General features: G+C 71.5%; 22 protein-coding genes. 1 reads left to right on the top strand and 21 read right to left on the bottom strand.

What is annotated here, in order from left to right; genetic code table 11:
- Nucleotides 1-41 precede the first annotated feature (41 nt).
- The 16 genes from ACGFXC_RS09320 to ACGFXC_RS09245 all read right to left on the bottom strand — a co-directional run bounded on the left by ACGFXC_RS09320 (nucleotide 42) and on the right by ACGFXC_RS09245 (nucleotide 13,158).
- The gene (locus ACGFXC_RS09320) at nucleotides 42-392 is read right to left on the bottom strand and encodes a hypothetical protein (RefSeq protein WP_393711103.1); all 351 of its coding nucleotides are present in this window, start codon (nucleotides 390-392) and stop codon (nucleotides 42-44) included.
- Nucleotides 389-868, bottom strand: a complete 480-nt coding sequence (locus ACGFXC_RS09315) for a hypothetical protein (RefSeq protein ID WP_393711101.1) — start codon at nucleotides 866-868, stop codon at nucleotides 389-391. The genes ACGFXC_RS09320 and ACGFXC_RS09315 overlap by 4 nt, the downstream gene beginning before the upstream one ends.
- Nucleotides 869-880: 12 nt before the next feature.
- On the bottom strand, nucleotides 881-3,547 hold the full coding sequence (locus tag ACGFXC_RS09310) for a hypothetical protein (RefSeq protein WP_393711099.1): 2,667 nt from the start codon (nucleotides 3,545-3,547) through the stop codon (nucleotides 881-883).
- A gap of 18 nt (nucleotides 3,548-3,565) precedes the next feature.
- Nucleotides 3,566-6,763, bottom strand: a complete 3,198-nt coding sequence (locus tag ACGFXC_RS09305; protein WP_393711098.1) for a hypothetical protein — start codon at nucleotides 6,761-6,763, stop codon at nucleotides 3,566-3,568.
- Nucleotides 6,764-6,912: 149 nt separating this feature from the next.
- Entirely contained in the window at nucleotides 6,913-7,374 is a 462-nt protein-coding gene (locus ACGFXC_RS09300) for a hypothetical protein (protein ID WP_393711096.1), read from the bottom strand.
- Nucleotides 7,371-7,829, bottom strand: a complete 459-nt coding sequence (locus ACGFXC_RS09295) for a phage tail tube protein (protein ID WP_393711094.1) — start codon at nucleotides 7,827-7,829, stop codon at nucleotides 7,371-7,373. Before ACGFXC_RS09295 ends, ACGFXC_RS09300 begins: the two co-directional genes overlap by 4 nt.
- 69 nt (nucleotides 7,830-7,898) lie before the next feature.
- Nucleotides 7,899-8,318, bottom strand: coding sequence for a minor capsid protein (locus ACGFXC_RS09290; protein ID WP_393711092.1), 420 nt, complete (start codon nucleotides 8,316-8,318; stop codon nucleotides 7,899-7,901).
- The gene (locus tag ACGFXC_RS09285; protein ID WP_393711091.1) at nucleotides 8,311-8,667 is read right to left on the bottom strand and encodes a minor capsid protein; all 357 of its coding nucleotides are present in this window, start codon (nucleotides 8,665-8,667) and stop codon (nucleotides 8,311-8,313) included. The genes ACGFXC_RS09290 and ACGFXC_RS09285 overlap by 8 nt, the downstream gene beginning before the upstream one ends.
- Nucleotides 8,664-8,981, bottom strand: a complete 318-nt coding sequence (locus ACGFXC_RS09280) for a hypothetical protein (protein ID WP_393711090.1) — start codon at nucleotides 8,979-8,981, stop codon at nucleotides 8,664-8,666. Before ACGFXC_RS09280 ends, ACGFXC_RS09285 begins: the two co-directional genes overlap by 4 nt.
- Nucleotides 8,972-9,400 (bottom strand): hypothetical protein, encoded by a 429-nt coding sequence (locus tag ACGFXC_RS09275; protein ID WP_393711088.1) that lies wholly within the window; start codon nucleotides 9,398-9,400, stop codon nucleotides 8,972-8,974. Before ACGFXC_RS09275 ends, ACGFXC_RS09280 begins: the two co-directional genes overlap by 10 nt.
- Before the next feature lie 12 nt (nucleotides 9,401-9,412).
- Nucleotides 9,413-9,919 carry a hypothetical protein gene (locus ACGFXC_RS09270; protein WP_393711087.1) on the bottom strand — a complete coding sequence of 169 codons (507 nt, stop codon included), beginning with the start codon at nucleotides 9,917-9,919 and terminating at the stop codon, nucleotides 9,413-9,415.
- Nucleotides 9,920-9,926: 7 nt separating this feature from the next.
- On the bottom strand, nucleotides 9,927-10,256 hold the full coding sequence (locus ACGFXC_RS09265) for a hypothetical protein (RefSeq protein ID WP_393711085.1): 330 nt from the start codon (nucleotides 10,254-10,256) through the stop codon (nucleotides 9,927-9,929).
- A gap of 11 nt (nucleotides 10,257-10,267) precedes the next feature.
- Nucleotides 10,268-10,837, bottom strand: a complete 570-nt coding sequence (locus ACGFXC_RS09260; RefSeq protein WP_393711083.1) for a hypothetical protein — start codon at nucleotides 10,835-10,837, stop codon at nucleotides 10,268-10,270.
- Nucleotides 10,834-11,313: a hypothetical protein gene (locus tag ACGFXC_RS09255; protein ID WP_393711081.1), complete on the bottom strand. Its 480-nt coding sequence runs from the start codon at nucleotides 11,311-11,313 to the stop codon at nucleotides 10,834-10,836. Before ACGFXC_RS09255 ends, ACGFXC_RS09260 begins: the two co-directional genes overlap by 4 nt.
- Before the next feature lie 2 nt (nucleotides 11,314-11,315).
- Nucleotides 11,316-12,380: a major capsid protein gene (locus ACGFXC_RS09250; RefSeq protein WP_393711079.1), complete on the bottom strand. Its 1,065-nt coding sequence runs from the start codon at nucleotides 12,378-12,380 to the stop codon at nucleotides 11,316-11,318.
- Nucleotides 12,381-12,393: 13 nt separating this feature from the next.
- Nucleotides 12,394-13,158 (bottom strand): hypothetical protein, encoded by a 765-nt coding sequence (locus tag ACGFXC_RS09245; RefSeq protein ID WP_393711077.1) that lies wholly within the window; start codon nucleotides 13,156-13,158, stop codon nucleotides 12,394-12,396.
- Nucleotides 13,159-13,312: 154 nt separating this feature from the next.
- Between ACGFXC_RS09245 and ACGFXC_RS09240 the strand changes: the two genes are divergently transcribed.
- Nucleotides 13,313-13,651: a hypothetical protein gene (locus ACGFXC_RS09240; RefSeq protein ID WP_393711075.1), complete on the top strand. Its 339-nt coding sequence runs from the start codon at nucleotides 13,313-13,315 to the stop codon at nucleotides 13,649-13,651.
- Here the strand turns inward: ACGFXC_RS09240 and ACGFXC_RS09235 are convergent.
- The 5 genes from ACGFXC_RS09235 to ACGFXC_RS09215 are packed head-to-tail and all read right to left on the bottom strand — an operon-like array spanning nucleotide 13,648 to nucleotide 18,388.
- Nucleotides 13,648-14,796, bottom strand: a complete 1,149-nt coding sequence (locus ACGFXC_RS09235) for a phage minor capsid protein (RefSeq protein ID WP_393711073.1) — start codon at nucleotides 14,794-14,796, stop codon at nucleotides 13,648-13,650. The two genes, ACGFXC_RS09240 and ACGFXC_RS09235, sit on opposite strands and share 4 nt — an antisense overlap.
- Before the next feature lie 18 nt (nucleotides 14,797-14,814).
- The gene (locus ACGFXC_RS09230) at nucleotides 14,815-16,368 is read right to left on the bottom strand and encodes a capsid protein (RefSeq protein ID WP_393711071.1); all 1,554 of its coding nucleotides are present in this window, start codon (nucleotides 16,366-16,368) and stop codon (nucleotides 14,815-14,817) included.
- On the bottom strand, nucleotides 16,355-16,573 hold the full coding sequence (locus ACGFXC_RS09225) for a hypothetical protein (protein WP_393711070.1): 219 nt from the start codon (nucleotides 16,571-16,573) through the stop codon (nucleotides 16,355-16,357). The genes ACGFXC_RS09230 and ACGFXC_RS09225 overlap by 14 nt, the downstream gene beginning before the upstream one ends.
- A complete protein-coding gene (locus ACGFXC_RS09220; protein WP_393711068.1) occupies nucleotides 16,573-17,859 on the bottom strand; it encodes a PBSX family phage terminase large subunit in 1,287 nt (428 codons plus the stop codon). The genes ACGFXC_RS09225 and ACGFXC_RS09220 overlap by 1 nt, the downstream gene beginning before the upstream one ends.
- Nucleotides 17,849-18,388: a helix-turn-helix domain-containing protein gene (locus ACGFXC_RS09215; RefSeq protein ID WP_393711066.1), complete on the bottom strand. Its 540-nt coding sequence runs from the start codon at nucleotides 18,386-18,388 to the stop codon at nucleotides 17,849-17,851. Before ACGFXC_RS09215 ends, ACGFXC_RS09220 begins: the two co-directional genes overlap by 11 nt.
- Between the last annotated feature and the right edge of the window lie 9 nt (nucleotides 18,389-18,397).

Here is an 18,397-nt window from a genome sequence, read left to right as displayed (position 1 = left end):
CGCCCCAGCCAGCTGGACGGGGCGTGAAGTTCGGGGCTGGGCTACCAGCCGGGCGGCAGCGGCCGGGCCTGCTGCTCCTCGGCGGGTTCGAAGGGGAACTCGGGCTCGGCCGGCGGGGGGCAGCCGCAGGTGCCGCCCTTCCGCGGGCCCGTGCAAGCCGCCTCGTGCACGTACGCGGCTGCATCCGGCGACAGGGCGTGGTCGACGCACGCGTACACCGCGACCGTCGCGTCCGTCCCAGGAGCCGGAGTGTCCTCGTCGAGGACTGTCCCGCGGGCCTGCGCGGCCGCGCGCCGTGCCTCCTCGGCCCGCACGATCCGCTCCAGCTCGGCGGTGTCCGGCCGGCGCCGCCACTGCACCACGGCCGACGCGCCGCACGCGCAGGCGCTCATGCCCGGATCCAGTCGACGTACATCATGGACGCGGCCTCCCCAGAGAACGACGTGGACAAGGCACCGCCCGAGTTCTGGCCGCCAGCGACTTCCACGTAGTCGGACACATTCAGGAACAGGACGTGGCTGACCTCGGAGATGCCGTTCAGGGTGCCCGCGCCCGCGAGGTTCGCGGCGCCCTGGATGAAGCTGCCGTTTTTGTGGATGCGGCAGCCGCGGCTGCCCGTGCCGTTGGTGGCGAACGCCGCGCGGCCGGTGATCCGGTACCAGCCCGCGTACTGGCAGGTGTACCGCGAGGTGTTGGAGCTGGTGGAGTGCCCGTTGTTCGGGTCGGTGATCTCCGTGTCGAACGTGATCACCCCCCACGCGCCGTTCGCGACGGACTGGGTGATCGTCTGCTGGAGAATCGCGATCGGTTTCGCGTCGATCAGCTGGAGGGTGGCGGCGTAGATCGTGCCCCCGGCCGGGATCGGCATCGGGCCTCCTCTCTACAGGGCGGCGACGGCGGGCTGGGCGAGCGTCACCGCGTCGCCCGCGGTGTGCGCGCCCGCGAAACCGTTCACGCCGCGGGTGACGGTCATGGTCTGGGGGCTGCTGGAGCCCGTGACGGCGGTGACGTTCATGACCTCGCCGCCGATCGTGATGGGGATCGGCCAGTCCCCGGAGCTGGTGGACCACAGGGGCCCGAACGGGGTGGCGACGGACAGGCTCGTCGCCGAGGCCGAGACGGAGGAGACCAGCGACGAGCCGTTCGGCGCGGCCCGCGCGAGGTCGGCGATGGCCACCACCCACGGGCTCGCCGGGCTGCACACGAGCGACAGCTCCCAGCTCTCCGAGCCGACGTGCTCGGAGATCCCCTCGACGAGGAGGTCCAGCGGGCCAGGCGGCAGGTGGGCGGGCAGGCCTGTGACGCGGATGACGGAGCCGACGTCGAGGCGGGTCACCGCGTCGATGTACTGCGGGTATTTGTGCAGGTAGATCCGTACCTCGGGGTAGCGGGCCTCGTCGACGGTGCCCAGGTGCACGAGCCACTGTGCGAACGGCTGGCACTGCGAGTCGTCGGCCAGGTTGAGCGTGGCCTCGTCGTCGTAGATACCGATGCCGGTGGGCCAGTCGAAGACGGACAGGGAGCCGCTGAACTGCTGCCAGCGGGCGTAGCCGCCGTTCTGCCGGCGGACGGTGCGGTCGTTGCGGATCCGGGCGTCGTCGTCTCGCGGCGGCCCGAACTCGGCGAGGTGTCCGTACGGGATCGTGAGGATGGGGTTCTGGGAGTACAGGGTGGTGCGGGCCCGGTAGATGAGACCGAGCCGGTCGCGGTCCTCCAGGAGGATCCCGCCGTCGGCGGCCTCGCTCTCGGCGAGGACATCCAAGAGTTTCCCTGAGCCCTGCCAGCCCATGGCCTGCTGCGCGGTAGTGACGCCCCACACGTCGACGGGTATGGATTCCTCGTCGGCGAGGCGGGCAACACGCGCGCCGGCGAGTTCGCCGCGCCAGGCTCTGTCGTACGGCTCGTAGTCGGCGGCAGAGGATGGGAAAACAGTCAAGTGGCCGAAGGCGACCTTGCCGTCGAGGGCGGCCGTGTAGTCGGTGGCGATGCCGGTGACCCGGCCCATGGTGGTGTTCGTGAGGAGGTTGCCGCCGAGGTTGCCGACAACGTAGAGGTCGGGCCCGGTGGGGACTACCTGAATGGTCATGCGGCGCCAGGTGCCGTCGAACACGCCGGCCATGCTTGTGCTCACGACGAGGGTGGTCGCGCCCACACCGTCCTCGACGGACAGGTAGGCGGTGTTGTTGCCGAAGTAGATCGTCCAGATTGTCCACGGGCTGCCGGTCGTCGTCCACCGCAGGATCGGGCCCGACGAACTCGGCACCGTCGTGACCCGGTACACGAATGCCACGGTCCACGACACCGGGGAGTGCGTCGGCACAAGCCCGGTCATCGATGCGCCCGCCGCGACCGTCGGAAGGGGGCCCGAGCCCGGGTTCGTCGCGTCAGCGCCCATCCTCATGCTGGTCAGCGCCAGCGGCGACACCCCAGGGACCGGGCTGTAGGCGAGCGTTGCGTCCGCGCCGTCCTCCAACGGCCAGTACGCCACCGGGTTCAGGCTCGGCATGCCGCGCGTCAGCGTCGACCGCAGCGGTTTGCGGCCCTGGTTGAGCCGGTGCATGATCCCGGACGCCGTCAGCGGTGCCCGGACGTCGTTGCCGGAGATGTGCCAGCGGGGCGCCCACTCGGACACCTCGGCCACGGTCCGGGTGCGGCGCGAGGTGATGGCCGCCGCATCCTGCACGACCCACGTCCGCCCCGCGGAGTCCACGAAGTTCCCGGTGCCGCTGGCCAGGCCGTTGAAATTCGGGTTCGCGACGATCGTTCCGTTGATGCCGTTGCGGACCTGCACCGCGTGGATGAGCCGGCCGACGGCCTGCGTGGCGAGGTCGGGCATATCACCCACCCGGAGCGACGAAGACCCGGCCCAGATGGAGGTGGTGGAGGCCTGTACGACGGGGCTGCCGAGCGGCGTCCACGTGCCGGAGACGGACGAGGACGTGTAGAAGGCGATCGTGCGGCCGCCCGCGCCGTTGTCGACGTCGAGGGTCACGCGGATCGCTGCCCGCTCCCCGGGGGCCAGCGTCAGTGCGACGGTGCTGGTGGCCGAGCGGGCGGCGGTGCCGTCGGGTGACCAGGCCAGCGTGATCGTCCCGTCCGCGTTGATGGCCACGTGCCAGCTGGCGTCTCCGTAGTTGTAGCGCCCACACACCTCGAATGGTCCGTTGGGACGGATGCCGGTCCAGGCGACGGGGGTGAGATCGGCGCGGACGTCCAGGTCGGTCACCGCGAACGCCGCGTTGTAGCCGGAGTAGGCATAGCCGGCGTCCCCGGGGGCGATGGACAGCGCGACGGCCGCGCCGTCCACCGAGTACCGCAGGGGGACGTTGCGGCCGAGCAGCCCGTAGTACGGCGACCTGGGGTTCCGGGAGTTGTAGCGGCCGGTCGGGTCGTTGAGCGTGAGGGTGGTCTGGGAGGCATCGACGCGGGCGCCCTCCGAGCCGCGCCCGCGCCGGTGCCGGATCCCGTCCTCCATGCGGACGGGGGCGGTGACGTCCGTCCACACGCCCCCGATCTGTAGCTCCGCCCTCGGGCTGTGCACTCCCACAGGGGCCTCCTCTCTGGTCTACACGAGCTGGCCCAGGACGGTTTGGACGTTGCCGCCGTCCGAGGCGACGATCCGCCTGATCAGCTGTTTCATGTCCTGCGGGCCCGCCAGCTCGACGACGACCCGGGTTTGCGGGCCGCCCGCGGTCCCGCCCTGCGCGGCCATCGCGCCGGTGGGCGCGAGGGTCATGCCGGGCAGGCTGCCGGTCAGGCCGTTCAGCTGGTCCTCAAGGCCGGGCGTGGCGAGGCTGATGCCGCGTCGGAAGCCGTCGATCACGGACCGGCCGGCGGGGGTGAGCAGGCGGGCGTCCAGGCTCTCCGGGCCCTTCCAAGACGGGATCATGGAGGTGATCCAGCCGAGGTGATCTTTCAGGCTCGGGACCATCGCCCTCAATCCGTTGATGAAGCCGGCCATGGCCTGGGCCCCGGCGTCCCAGAGCGCGGAGCCGATGTCGCCGAGCGCCCTGCGTGCCAGCTCGGGCAGCTCGGTGAAACGCTTGATCGCGTCCTGCATGAACCCGCGCAGGGCCGTCTTTGCGTACTCTGCGGCGCCGGAGAAATCGCCCTTGAGGAGGGCCCCCAGGCTCCTGACCAGGGGGATTGCTGTGTCCTGGATGGATCGTGCCAGGTCGCCGATCAGGTAGGAGGCGATCTTGACGAACAGTTCCAGGACGGGCTTCAGGACCGGCATCAGGTCACGGAGCAGCGTGGTGGACAGCTCCGCCCACATCTCGATCAGCGGTGCCAGAGCCACCATCAGCTGGCCCAGCGACTGCCCCAGCATGATCAGGCTCGGTGCGAGCTCGACGAGGAGATCACCAAGTACACCCAGCCACATAGCCAGTTGGTCGCCGATCATCTTCGCCAGCGGCCCGATGATGCCCGGCAGCGCAGCCAGGATCGGCTGGAGCGTCGCGGCGAGCGTGTCGGCCACCTGCTTGATGACCGGCGCCAGAGCATCGAAGACGACCACCAGGGCGTCAAGGAACGGCGTCAGCGCCGGCAGCAGTGCCGCGATGAGGTTCCCGAACACGGGAAGCAGCGGCGCCACAGCCGTGATCAGCGACCCGAAAGCCGTCGCTGCCGACTTCAGCACTGGCCCCAGGGCCCTAATGACCGGCTGGAGTGCAGCACCAAGCGCCCGGATCAGGATCTGTACGGGCGGGCCGAGCGCGGTGAAAACGGGAGCGATGGCCTGGAGCGCGTCCGCGAGGAGCGGGCCGACCGTTTTGCCGAGAACGGACATCGTCTCGTAGATCGACCTCAGTCCGGCCTGTACCGCAGGGGTCGCGAAGGCGTCCGCCATCGACTGGGTGATGTCTTTCAGGAGCCCGATGAAGCCCCCGCCGGACGTCTCCATCGGCCCGAGGATGTTCGCGAAGATGCTGCCGACGTTCGCGAAGACGTCGAACAGTTGGCCGATCAGGCCGATGGCCTGGTCGATGGCCGTCTGCATCCGACCGGACTCGAACGCTGACGCCATCCGTGCGGACAGGCCATCCAGGCCCTTGGCCGCAGCGGCGGTGAGCCGCTCGAACGCGGGCCCCGCCGCCGCAGCGACCTGCCCCAGCCCGGTCACGACCTGCCCCGGCGCCCGCGACAGATTCCGCAGCCCGGCCGACGCCGAGGCCATCGCGCGGCCCAGCGTCCCCGAGTCGGCCAGCTCCCGCGCGGCATCCAGCACACCGCGACCCATGAGGTTCAGGGCGCCGGCCGAGTCGACCAGCCCCCGGCGCAGGACCGGCAGGACACTGCCCGCGGTGCGGGTCATCTCCCCGGCCAGGCCCCGCATCAGGGTCTGCTGCACGTCGAGGCGCAGCGCTTCCCACGCCGGTTTCAGCGCCACCAGGGCGTTGACGAACTCGCGGGCCGCGGGCGCCAGTTTGGCCATGGCCTCCGCGAACGGATCCGCCCCGCCGCCGGACGCGCCCGCGTCGGCGAGGGCCTGCTGTGCGCGGCGGACCTGCTCGATCCCGTCAGCCGCGGTGCGGGCGGCATCTTGGCGGGCCTCGGCCAGGTCGCGTTCCCGGTCTGCGACGGTCCGCTGGGTGTCCGCGATCCGCTCCTGGGCCTGCCGGACCGCGTTGGAGCCCTCCACCCCAGCCGCGTTGGCCTTCGCCGTCTCGGTGCGGAGCCGAGCGGTCTCGGTCGTCTGCTCTTTCAGGCGCTGCACCGCGCGGTCGTAGGCCAGCTCCGCGCGGGCGATCTCGCGCGGGTCCCCCTGCCCACGAGCCTTGGACAGCTCCAGCTCGGCATCCGCGACGTCCATCACCGCGTCCCGCTGCGACAGTTCGGCGTCCGCGAGCCGGTTGTTGATGTCCTCCAGGTCCCGGGCGCCCTGCTCCCGGGCATCGTTCAGGGCCAGCTGCGCCGCGCGGGACTCGCGCTGAGCGTCGGCCAGCCCACGTTCAGCGCTCGCGACCTGCTTGGCGGCCTGCTCGTTGGCGCGGGCCGCCGACTTCACCGCATCCGACAGGGACTGCTGCGCCGAAGCGGCCGCCCGCGCGCTGGACGCCGCGGCGCCGGCCGACTTCCCGGCCGCGCCGACCGCCTCGGCAATCCCCGACGTACCGATCTTGAACGCGCCCACGGCCTGCGCCACCGCGAAGATCGCGGACGCTCCAACCCCGGCCGCCGGAGCGATGTTCTGCAACGTCGCCACGAGCCCGGCGGCCACCGGCACGGCGGAGCCCAGGGCGCCGGCGATGAGGCCCCCCTTTGCGGCCACGCTGCCCAGGACCCCAGCTATCGAGCCCAGCCGCCCGAGCGTGGCGGTGAACCGGCGGCCCTCGCGGTCGCCGCCGCTGAGCCCGAGCGCCGCCCGCTCGCCGGAGGACAGGAACCGGCCGTCGAGCCCGCGCAGGCGCCCGGACGCGTCCGTCGTGTACCGGGCGACGGAGTCCTGGGCGTCGCGTACCGCGCGCTGTACCCGGCTGGTGTCCCCGTCGATGTCGAGGCGGATCGGCCGCCCCAGCGACGCGAAGCGGCCGTCGAGGGTGCGCAGCGACCCGTCCGTGGACTGCACAAAGCCATGCACCCGCAGCTCAGCGGCCCGCAGGTCACCCAGGGCGCTGAACTGGCCGTTGAGCGCCCGAAGGCGCCCGTCTGTGCTCCGTTGGAAGCCGCGCATCTCCAGCTCGGCGGCCGACAGCCCACGCGCGAACCCGCTGTCGTCGGCGTCGATCCGGGCGACGAGTTCGCCGATGGTCAGCGCCATGCGCGGCCTCCCCTGTCAGGTTGCGAGAGAGGCCAGCGCGGCCCTGATCTGGTCGGGATCGTCGACGATCGTGATTTCGTCACCGGCCACGCGCCGCCACATGGCGTCCGCGGACAGGCCGGCGAGCAGGACGTAGAAGCGGCGCCGGGTCAGCTGCGCGATGTCCTGCGGGCCGAGCCGGTACTCCCGCTGGAAATCTGCTTCGAGCGCCCACCAGTAGCGGCGGATCGCGCGCGTCGTGCGGTCCGGTTCGGCGGGGCTTTTCCCTCCGCGACGGCTTCCTGGGTGATCTTGTAGGCCTCTTCGAAGGAGGTCTCGGCGCCGCGGGCGTTGGCCATGCCCCAGGTGAGGACGACCCGGAACTCGACGAGGCCCATTCCGTTCGAGCGCCACTGATCGAGGCAGTCCTGACCGAAGATCATGCCGACCAGTTCGGCGATGTCGTCGAGGTTGGTCGAGTCGTGCAGCTCCTCGATGCGCTGCTCGACGAGCATCGGCATGTCGGTCGGGATGGCCACCTCGACGCCTCGGATCGTGGTCGTCTGCGGGCGGGACACGGACGCCCAGAAGTCGTCCCAGGACTGCGTGTCGCTGGTCTTGCGGGCGGTCACGGCTTGGCCGCCGTGGTGGACGGGCCGGACCGGGTGAACGTGGCCGACCAGCTGACCTCGTCGTTGTTGCCGCCGCCCTGGTCGCCGAGCGACACCCGCGTCTGAGCCCACACGGTCCAGGTCGTGTCCGTGGTGTGCGCGTACCGGAACCCGGTCAGGGAGTTCGGGCCGAGGCGGTCGTTCATCGCCTCGACGATGGCTTGGCCCGGGTCGAGCGCGCCCGTTGCGGAATCCCGCAGGCGGAACCCCTCCAGCTGGAGGGACTTGCCGATCTGCATTTTCATCGACTCGGCCTGACCGGCGGACCCGAACGTGGTCGTGTCCGTGGTCTCCTCGTCCTCGCTCTTCGTGAACGTGTTGATCGCGAGCGTCGAGATCGCGACCCAGGTGCCGGGCGAGGCGTAGTTCTCGATCTGGAACACGACGTCGCGCGCGTTGTACTTCGTGGCGGGCATGGTGATCTCCTCAGGGCATGGCGAGAAGCCCGTCGGCAACGCCGTGCGGGCTGAGGGGGAGGGGGTGGATCAGACGCGGTGCGCGGTCACCGACCGGACCTGCATCAGCGCGTTGAAAAGATGCTCGTGGCGGCGGTTGTCGTCCACGCCGATCCCGGCCACGTTCCGGGCAACCGACAACAGCAGCTCGGTGCCGTCCGGCAGAACGACCGGCCCCAGACCATGCAGCTCGGAACGGATGGCGTGCGCCCGCGCGCGGGAGACCCGCGGGTCGGTGGTGCCGCGGACGCGGACCTGCACGGCCACGGTGTCGTAGCCGATCCGGGAGTCCTGCACGCTGCCGTCGTCGTAGACGCCGAGGACGACGCACACGTCCGGGGTGCTGGGCAGGGACTCGATGAAGACGTTCCCGCTGCGGCCGGCTGGGTCGTACGAGACGAGGCCGCGGGCGGCGAGGTGGCGGGCGAGGCCGTCGAGGAGGTCAGCCACGCAGCCACCTCCGCAGTGACACCTGCATCAGTCGGAGCAGCACCTCGCGGTCCCGGTTGAGCGGGAGTTCCAGGTACTTCGGAGACCGGCCGGGCAGGTGTTTCCAGGTCAGCTCTTCGTGCTGGCGTTTCGCGTACACGGTGTCGTAGGTGACGGCCCCGTCGAGGCCGTCGCGGACGACGCGCCCGGACCGCTCCAGCGTGCCCTCCCGCAGCGGCACGAGTTTCCGGGACTCGGTGAGGAGGTGTTCCAGGGCCCGCTGGAGCCCCTCTTCCGCGCCGCGACGGCCGCGCCGGGTGGCGCCGAGCCGACCGCCCTCCCACCGGAGTTCGGTGTGCTGCCTGCTCACGTGAGGGTTACCTCTCGATGATCTGGTGTGGGAAGTCCGCCGCCGTCGTGCAGCGTGGAGGTGATGACGGAGGCCGCACGGCCGGACGGGGTGGTCACGCGGGACTCGGGCGGGCAAGCCTGAGTGGGGAGGAGGTAGACGGTGGTGGATGCGACGACCTCCTCGCCGCGCTGGTCCCGAACCGTGCGGATCTTCTCCTCCACGAAAGCCCTCGCGACGACGCTGGCCCCGTACTGGGGGCCATAGGCCGAGTCCCCCAGGTACGGCTCGATCGTCACCCAGTGCCGCAGCAGGAACTCGGGGATCACACCCATGCGCTCACCGCCCCCAGCCGGAAGCCGGCCGCAGCCAGGTCGGGTGAGCGCATGGCGTCCCACACGGCGGGAGCGACCTGCCGGGCCGGGGAAGCGTCGCCGGACACGGAAGTCACCGACCGGCCGAGCTGGACCGAGCCGATCGACACGTTGCCCCAGCCGGCGGCAGCCGCGCCCGTGGTGTCGCCGATCTGCACACCCCACTGAGCCTGCGCGCATGTGGCCCGCGCGAAGGCGGCCGCGACGGTCGCGTTCGTGGGGAGCCCAGTGCCGGTGGCCGCGACGTCGTACGAGCAGTAGGCGAAGACCTGCGCGTCGAGGAACTCCGAGGCCCGCGTGAGCCGGTGGTCGATGTCCGGTGGCGGCGCGGCTCCGGTGTAGTTCTCGTACTGCTCCGCGGTGGCGTAGATGCGGGCCATGGCCGCTACCTCCTACGCGGAGCAGCCGACGATGACCACGTCGTACGTCACCGACGTGGACCCCGCCGAGTTGGCGATTTTGAGGATGTCTCCGGTCGCGGCGGTGACCGGCCAGCCCACCGCGTCACCACTCCCGGCGAAGAACCCGCAGGCCGCGCCCGGCTTGAGGGTCACGGTGCCGGTCGCGGTGAACAGCGTCGCCCACGGGTTGGTGCCCGCGCCGACGATCACGTTGTTGGTGTTCGCCGCGGCCGCGACCACGAACAGGCCCTTGATCCGGGCGAAGGTGATCGTGGCCCCGTAGACGTCGACGAGGGATCCGGCAAGGTCGAGATCCTCGGTGGCGGAGGCGGCCAGGGTTCGCTGGTCGTGGAACGCCTTGTCCGCCTGGCCGGCGCCGGTGCCGGATTCCAGGTGCGTGGCCCAGATTCGGGCGAGGGGGTCGGTGGTGACCGTGAAGTCCTGGGCCCTGGTCTGGGCCACGCTGGCGGTCATGGAGAAGTCGCTGATCACGGGCATGGCGCCCCTACTTTCGTCGTCGGGCCGGTGTGGCCGGAGGGGTGTCCTCGGCGGGCTCGCCCTCGACCGGCTCCTCGGCCGCAGGCGGGTTGTCCGCGGGCTCGGGGGCCGGTTCGGGTTCGGGGTCGGGCAGGTCGAGGACCTCGACGTGGTAGCCGGGCTCGGCCCGGAACCAGGCCAGGGCGGGCCCGTACCGGGTCGCGTCCTCGACGAGGCCCTGTCCGTTGGCGAACGCGACGCCCATCACGCCGCCGGTCACCGGCCCGGGCGCGCTGACGCGGTACCGGACCGGCGGCGCCGGCGGCGGGGCGGCTTCCTGCTCCTCGGCGGGAGACATGCCGCTGTCCATCAGGTCGCCAGGACGAGCGGCACCTGACGCTTGAACGCCGGGGTCGCGATCGTCGCCGGGGCCGTGGTGGTCAGCGACGAGCCGGACGTCTGCGACAGGTTGCCCTCGCCGGTCAGGACCGGCTTCGCGCCGGCGGTCCCGACGAGGGTAGGCGGGGTGGACGCGGTCACCATGATCGCGGCGTAGTACATGCCGGACTTGGTGATCTTCTGGGCGCTGCCCAGCGCCAGCGTCTTCGCCGTGTCGGCGGCCCACGCGGTGGACGTCTGGTCGGCGGTCTGCGCGAGCAGCGCGCCGGCGCCGGAGTACAGCGCGAACCAGTACGCGGTCGGGCTGCTGGCCGCGGTGCCGCCGGAGATGAACGTGAGCGAGGTGATCAGGTCGCCCTCGTTGAGGTAGACCGGCACCGAAGTCATGACGCCTGTGGCGAGCGCGGTGACGTCGTCGAGGCCGACGCGGGGCAGGTTGGCCCGGTGGAACACCGCGCCGGGGTCGGGTCGGCCGGCGACGTTGAGCCAGCTGAGGTCGTCGCGGACGTTGCCGCGGTATGCGCCGAGTACGGTGCTCACTTCCCGGCCTCCTTCGTGTCGTCGGCCGGGGCCGGGGTGTTGTCGTCGGCGGGCGTGGGCTGCTTGGCCGCGAGGACGGCCTCACGGTGCCTGGTGATGCTCGCGCGGTTCTTGCCGGCGGCCTCCGCATCGAGGGTCCGCTCCGCGACCTCGGCGGACGCGCCGTCGAGGAAGGAGAGCACCTCAGCTGTGGTGTGCTCGCTGGGGTCGAACGGGCCCTCGGCGAGGGCGCCGGTCTGCGCGATCTGGCCGCCCGCGACCGGCTGAGGAGCCGAGTCGGCCGGAGGGGCGACGACGACCGGGGCGTCGCCGTTCTCGACCTCGCGGATGCCATAGGCGCTGCGCTGGAAGTAGGCCAGCGCAGCGCGGCCGTCGTCCGAGCCGTCGCTGACGTAGCCGGTGCCGTTGCGGAAGGGCACGCCCGCCACGTCGCCGGTGAACGTGCGGACCGGGGAGCTGATCTCGTACTGCTTCATGATCAGGCCACCTTCACGTTGCGCAGCACGCCGCAGCTCTTGGTGTTGCGGAGAACCGCGCCGACCGGACCCATCTCGACTTCACCGGACTTGACGGCGCCGGCCTGGGAGAAGTCCGGCAGCCACGTCTGCACCAGGGGCTTCCCGGCGACCGACGCGCCGTGGAAGGCGTCGAGCCCCAGGGAGACGGCGTAGATGTCGGTGAGGCCGGTGATCGTGCCGCCCGCGCCGCCGCCGTCGGTGTCCGCCGACCGGATCGGGATGATCGGCGCGGAGCCGTCCGCCCGGTCGCCGAGGTCGACGAGGACCCAGTCGCCGTACCGCTCGACGTTGCGGCCGAGGTCGTCGCGGGTCGCGGTGAACTGCGACGCCCGGCGAGCCAGGGACTTGATCCTGGCGATGCTCTTCGTGTTGCCGAGGATCGCCTTGACGCCCGCGGGTACAGAGCCGGTGGCGTTGGTGTCGCCGGAGCCAGTCTGGGAGCCGATGATCCGGGCGAGGAAGTCGTCGAACGCGTCGAACGCACTCATCGCGAGATCCTCGCTCGTGACGCCCGCCGGCGACCAGTTCAGGTAGCCCGTTCCGATGCCCTCGTTCAGGGGCAGGTACTCCGTGGACTGGCCGGTGAGGCTCTTGTCGAGCCCGTCGAACCCCGCGTCGTCGACGGCGACGTCGCCGAGGATCAGCTCCTGCTGGAAGCGGGTGCGCACAGAGGTGAGCTTCTGCGACATCTGGAACATGATCTCGTTCGTCGCGGCCTGACCGAGGTTGGCGAGCGTCCGGTCGACCGAGAACGCGCCGCCGAGCGGGTGCAGCGCAACCGTCTTCTGCTCGCGGGTCGCCTGCTGGGCGGGGTACTCCTCGTTCACCCGGCGGAACTGGGCCGAGCTGGGCGCGAGGAGCCGGGTGTAGCCGTAGACGAGGGAGCCCCCGCCCGTGCCCGGGGTCACGGTGTCGTCCCAGACCATGTGGTCCATCAGCCAGCTGTTGCGGCGGAGGTTGTCGATGACGGCGTAGTCGACGAGCGGCGCGCTGTTGAGCTGCGCCTGGGCGAGGGTCACGGGCATGGGTTACTCCTGGTCAGGTCTGGTAGTTGAGGCGGATCGCCTCGGACAGGGAGCCGGAGCGTTTCCGGGCGGCGCCCTCGCGGGTGCCGCCGGAGAGGTCGCCGCCGGACGCGGTGGCTGCCGGGGCCGCGGCGAAGGCGGGGTTGGCCTTGATGGCGGCCTTGATGGCGTCGTCGAGGGCGGTGGTGAACCCCTTCTCTGCGGGGTCCAGGTCGCTGATCACGCGCACGAAAGCGCGGGAGTCGAGAAGCGCGGCGGCCTTCGCGGACTGCCTGTCCGCCCGCGCCCATACGGCGAGTTCGACGTCCTTGGCCCGCAGGGAGGCCTCCCGCTCGGTGAGCGCGGCCTCCTTCTGCGCGATCGCGTCGGCCAGCGCCTTCGGGTCGGCCGGGGCATCGTCTTTGACGAGCCCGAGGGCCTTGCCGAGCTTCGCGGTGAGGTCGGCGACCGCCGCGTCCGCCGCTGCCTGCTTGGCGGCCGTACGGTCCTTGCCGGCCTCCTTGCGCGCGTCGGCGAGCTCCCTCTCCAGCCGCTTCACGGTGGCCGGCAGGTCGCTGGTGTCATCGGTTCCCTGATCGGCGCCCGGGGCGGCGGGCGCCGGAGCGCTGCCGGCGGCGGCCGGCGCGGTGGGAGCCGGGGGTTCACCGGCGGCGCCGGATCCGGAGCCGTCGCCATCCCCTCCGTCCGCGTACAGGGCGGGGGAGAAAGGGCCGTGGCCGTAGGGGTGGGCCCAGCCGGTGGCGCGGGGCCGACGGCGGGGGAGGAAGCGCTGGTTCATGGTGCCCTCCAGGGCATGGGGCGTCCGCGCCTGGCGGACGTCGGGGGACTACGGAACGGCCCGCGCCTGGCGGGCCTGTGGTTCCCGGCCCGCTCCAGGCGGGCCGAAGTCTGGGTGTGGCGGCCGCGTCCAGGCGGAGAGCACACTGGGCGCCATGGAAACGGTGACGCGGACGTACGAAGGGCCGGCCACGATCGGCGGCCTGAGCCTGCCGGAGGTGCTGATCCAGGAGGGGGTGAACGAGTCCGATCAGTCGTGGGACTTCAGCGCGCCGTCGGTTCAGACGCGCTGGTGGGCGGGTGAGGCGTGTGGAGATGACCCTGCTGTCCTTCGTGCCGTGTGGGGGCTCCCTGATGGCCCGGTCGAAGTCGTGCTGTCAGTAGGGCGAGCGGCGGCGGCATTCCTGACGATCGAGGTCACTCAGCACGCCGACCAGATTGACCCCGAGTGGCAGATCGTCTTGCAAGGAACAGGGCCGTCGCCGCTGAGTTAGCGGGCGCGGCCGATCTGCTCGCGCGCGGGCTGGCGGACGATGTGCTCGTGCGCGGCCACGTGCTCGCGCGCAGCCGCCTGCCAGGCGCGGACCTTCGCGCGGGCCTTCGCCCGGGCGGCCTCGTCCAAGCCTGCGGCCTCGGCGCGTTTCCAGCGGCGGATGTGCCGCTCGATCGCCCGCTGCCGCTGCGTATCGGCGTACGTCGTGCCGGGCGTCGCGTGGTGCGGCGGCCGGGTCGTCACCCCGGGCAGGTACAGGCTGAGGCTGTGGCGGCAGTTGGGGTGGAACAGGCCTGCCGCGCGGGCCTCGGGCAGGCTGCCCGCGAGGTGCAGCGCGACCGTGGTAGGCGGCCGGAACGCGGCCCGCAGCCCGGACGGCTGCACCGCGTGCTCCACCCGGACCGTACGCGGGCCCGACGGGCCGGTCAGGGCGAGGACTTCCCCCTCCCACGGCGCGCACAGCGGGCACTCCAGCGGGGCGTCCGACACGATCACGAGACCCTGGCCGACCTCGGCCATCGCGTCGATGTGCCCGTCGATCGCCGCCCGGGCCGTCACGGAGCGCACGGCCATCTCGGCGTAGGTCGCCAACTCCCACGCGCCCCCGCGGGAGTCGACGAACCCGGTGACCCCCCGGACGGCGAACTCGTTCAGGGCTCGCTGACTGGCCTCTCGGCGGGTCATGCCCGTCAGAAGCTGGGTGCCCGATGCGCGGGTGATGACGTTCCGGTAGGTGTCCGTGATGGTGCGGGTGATCCGCTGGTACAGCGGCCGGGTGTCGGCGGCGTATGAGGCGGCGAGCCGGTCGACGGCCGGCGCCCCGGGCAGGACCCTGCGCGCGTTCAGCTCCCGGCCGATGTCCAGCGCCCCCAGCTCGGCCACGGCCGCCTGCCTGCCGCGGCCGTACGCGGTGGCCAGGGCCTCAGCGACCGCGCCGTTGGCGTCGTTCTGGAGGGCGGTGGTGACGGTCTCGACGGCCTCGCGGAGATCGCCGAGCGCGCGAAGTTTCAGTTCGGCCCAGCGGGGGCTGTCGATGCCCTCGGCGAGGGCGTCGCGGAGGAGGCCGATCAGGGCCAGCTCGGCGTCCTCGTACAGCATGGTGACGGCCGCGGCGAGATCCTCGGCCAGGGCGGGGGAGACGGGCATCGGACCGCCTCCCCACGGCTACGGAGCGGGCGGCCCGCCGAAGCCGGGCGCGCCGGGGCCTTCAGCGCCGACGGCCGTCGGGTCGGCGACATCCCGGCCTGACTCGCGCATGATCCGGCGGGTCTCTTCGGCCTGCCAGTCCGCATCCCTGTCCGGGTTGACCAGCGCGACGAGGGTCTCCGTGGACATGGCCTCGGCCTGCCGGTACAGGGCCGCCGACTCGGCCAGCACCTTCACATCGTCCTGGATGGAGTCCTGGAACAGCACCTGCGGCCGCTCGACGGGCGCGGAGTCCAGCCCCGGGAACAGGTCGGACGCCTCCATGATGAGGAGCGTCTCCACGATCTCGGAGGTGCCGACCGAGTCGAGGTCGCACTTGCGGCCGCGGGTGGACATGGATCGGGAGCTGCGGGCCTTGATCTCCGTGGCCGTGACTGCGGGCCCTCCGCTGTCGTCGCCAAAGGTCCCGCCCGAGTAGCCGGCCGTGTGGACGACGCGCCCCATCAGTTCGGCGATGGTCTCGCGGTGCTCGACATGCCGGATCGCGAACTGGTTCAGGGTGATCTGGTGATCGCTGGTCGGCGGAATGTTCATCTCGGCGAAGACCTCGCGGTCCTCCCACGCCACGCCACGGCCGGGCCCCATGGACTGGAGGTAGCCGGACGGGACGAGGATCCGCGAGCGCGCGAGGCGGACGTCCCGCATCCAGCTGGTGTAGGTTTCGTCGATCGCGCTGAGGAAGGTCTCGCTGCCCTGAAAGTCGGACGTTCCGAGCGAGGCCGCGCCCGGGAGGTCCGCCCAGTCCGGGGCGGTGAGCGTGTTCGGGATGTAGACGCTGGCCAGGCGCTTGCCGATCGGCAGGTTCTGGACGGGCAGGTAGCTGCGGGTCTCGGGGAATGCAGCCAGGTCGATGGGTTTACCGAGGTTGTCGTCCGTGCCCTGGTAGACGCCGTGGAGGATGGCGCCGGATTCGTGGCGCTCCAGGTGCCGGATGACGGTCTGTCCGTCGACGCCGAGGACGGTCCAGTAGGTGACTGCGCGCAGGAGGCCGTGAACGAATTCGGGTGCGGCGCAGTCGCCGCGAACGTGGGAGATCCACGGCCGGTCGCTGATCTCGCGGTCCCACACGATGCGCAGGTAGGCGCCCCCCAGGGCTGCGGATGCTTCGCTGCGGGCGTGGAGGGTGCGGCGGAGCCCGGTCTCCATGAGGTCTTCGAGGCGGTCGCGCGTCGCGGGATTGTCGGCGAGGAGCTTCGGAGGCTCGGAATACAGCAGGTCGGCGCTGGTCCGGGCGATGTCCTTGGCGAGCGGCATGTGGAGGTTGGCGCGCTTCTCGCCGAGGGGTGTGGGTTCGCCCCAGAACCAGCGGGCGACGGTTCCAACGAGGCCACCGCGGTACTGGCTGGGCCGGTTGGCAGGCTGTCCGTAGGCCCGGCCGTCGCGGTGCCGGTTGGTGTACCGGTAGGCGAGCCGGTCGGGGTTCGCGGCGTACCAGGCAGCCCAGTCGGCCATGTCGGAGCGCACGGACGGGTCGATCGGCGGCCAGGGGGCGCCCTTCTCAGGCAGGGGCATCTGGGGCGTCCCTTCGGTCCGGATCCATCTGGTCGGCGAGGCGCAGCAGCCGTGCGGCGCTGGCGGGCTCTGCGCCGGCGGCCAAGGCGCGGACGCTGCGCGCGAGGTTGCGTGCGTGCGGCTCGCATATGGCACGCGCCTCGGTGGGACCGTGCTGCTCGGTGACCCGGGCCAGGAACGCCCCGTAGGTCGTCTCGAACGCCATCAGGCCGCTACCTCCAACTCGGGACGGGGCATCAGGTGCCGCCACTCGTGCGCCGTGCTGTGGAGGGCGTACCGGAGGGCGTCGACGGAGTGGTCCGCGGTCTTCAGCGGCTTGTCCTCACCGCGCTCGGCGGCCCGCTCGTCCCAGGCGTAGCCCGGGAGTTCACCGAGGAGGCCTTCGCAGGAGCGGTGAACGCGGAGCAGGCCGGAACTGAGCGCGACGCCCACGGAACGGATCCCGTCCAGGACGGAGTTGTTGGCCGGCGCGATTCCGGGTACCCGGTCGGTCCACAGCTGGTTCATGAACGACGCGGCGCTCGGGTCCACGAAAACCCAGTCGGGTTGGACACCCCGCTGGCCTTCGTGCGGCCGGGGGACGTTGGCGAGCCACTGTCGGACGTTGCGGCTGTACTCGGCGTCGGTGAGCTGCCGCAGCTCGCGCGCGCTGTCGTACCGGTACTCGGAGACGGCGTACAGGTGGTCGTCGTCGCCGTAGCCGATCAGGACGGCGGAGAACGCGTTCGTGGTGCCGTAGTCGATGCCCGCGTACGCCCACCGGCGCATGACCGGGAGGATGTCCACGACGTGACGGGTGTCGTCGAACATGTCGTAGACCGCGCCGGAGGCGAGGCACCAGTCGCCGAGGATGAACCGCCGATACCACAGGCCCGTGTACTGGGCTTTCAGGCGCTGCACGACGTTGGGGTCCAGCGACGGGTTGTCGTCGAGGGTGAAGTGCCAGTGGTGGAGGCCCACCTCGCCGCCGCGCTGGATGAAGTCGCGCCGCAGCCAGTGGAACGGGCCGTCGGGGTTGGTGGTGGCCATCAGCCGGGAGGCGTTGCCGACCCGGAGGCGGGACAGGAGCATCATCCAGAACGCCTGCGGGATGAGAGTTGCCTCGTCGACGTAGGCCAGCACGATCGTGGAGCCGCGGATCCGCCCTTCCGCGCGGGCGTCGGATGCGCCGACGAGGTGGACGGTCCGGCCGAGGATCGTCGCGGTGGTGGAGCCGGCGGTGTGGTGGACATGCCGGGCAAGCGGGCCGAACAGGTGCACCGACTGGAGGGGGTCGAGGAGGTTCCGCTCGATGGTGTTGAGGCTGCGGCCGACGATGACGACGAGGCCCTGGTCAGGGGAGACGGCCAGCCGCAGGAGGAAAGCCAGGAGGGATGCGATGGTCTTCCCGCTGGACACCGCACCGGACCACAGGGCGATCGGGGCGTCTTGGGACTCTACGATCGACCGGATTTGAGCAGGGGAGAGGGGGAGGGGGACGTCACGGAGCATCACCGTCCCCCTCGTCGTCCATGGCCTGGTAGGCGGCGGTGAGGCCGGCAGCCAGCTGGCCGAGCATGCTCTTGGCCGTGTCGATGCCGGTGTCGGTGTTGAGGGCCTCCAACTTGAGGGCGTGCGTGGCCGCGGCGCCGCTGGCCTGGACGAGGTTCCGTACGTCCTGGGTGGGCAGGTCGGGGGCGGTGTAGCGGACGACCTTGCCGAGGGACACTTCGGTGACCTGGTGTTCTTCGCGTTCCAGCCGGGCGAGGATCTGTTCGGCCTGGGCGTAGTACCGCTCGATGAGAGCCTGCCGCCGGGCCCGGGTATCGATCACGCGGGCCTCCGTGGCGATGGCGGTCTTGGTGCGGTCGAAACTGAGGCCGAGCCGGGCGGCGTTGACGCTGATGACCCGGCCGCCGCGGTCCATCCGGCGCGCGATCTCGTTGCGGCCGTGGCCCTCGGCGTGGAGGCGGCGTAGCTCGTCGGCTTCTTCGGCGGTGAACTGGCCGCCGGTGGATTGGTTCGTGCCGACCTTGGCCACGGCGGTCAC

Origin of the sequence: Streptomyces sp. NPDC048507, from assembly GCF_043199995.1 — a bacterium.
Classification (GTDB): Bacteria; Actinomycetota; Actinomycetes; order Streptomycetales; family Streptomycetaceae; genus Streptomyces.
Note: the sequence above shows the minus strand (reverse complement) of the source record. Positions and strands in the feature narration are given on the sequence as shown.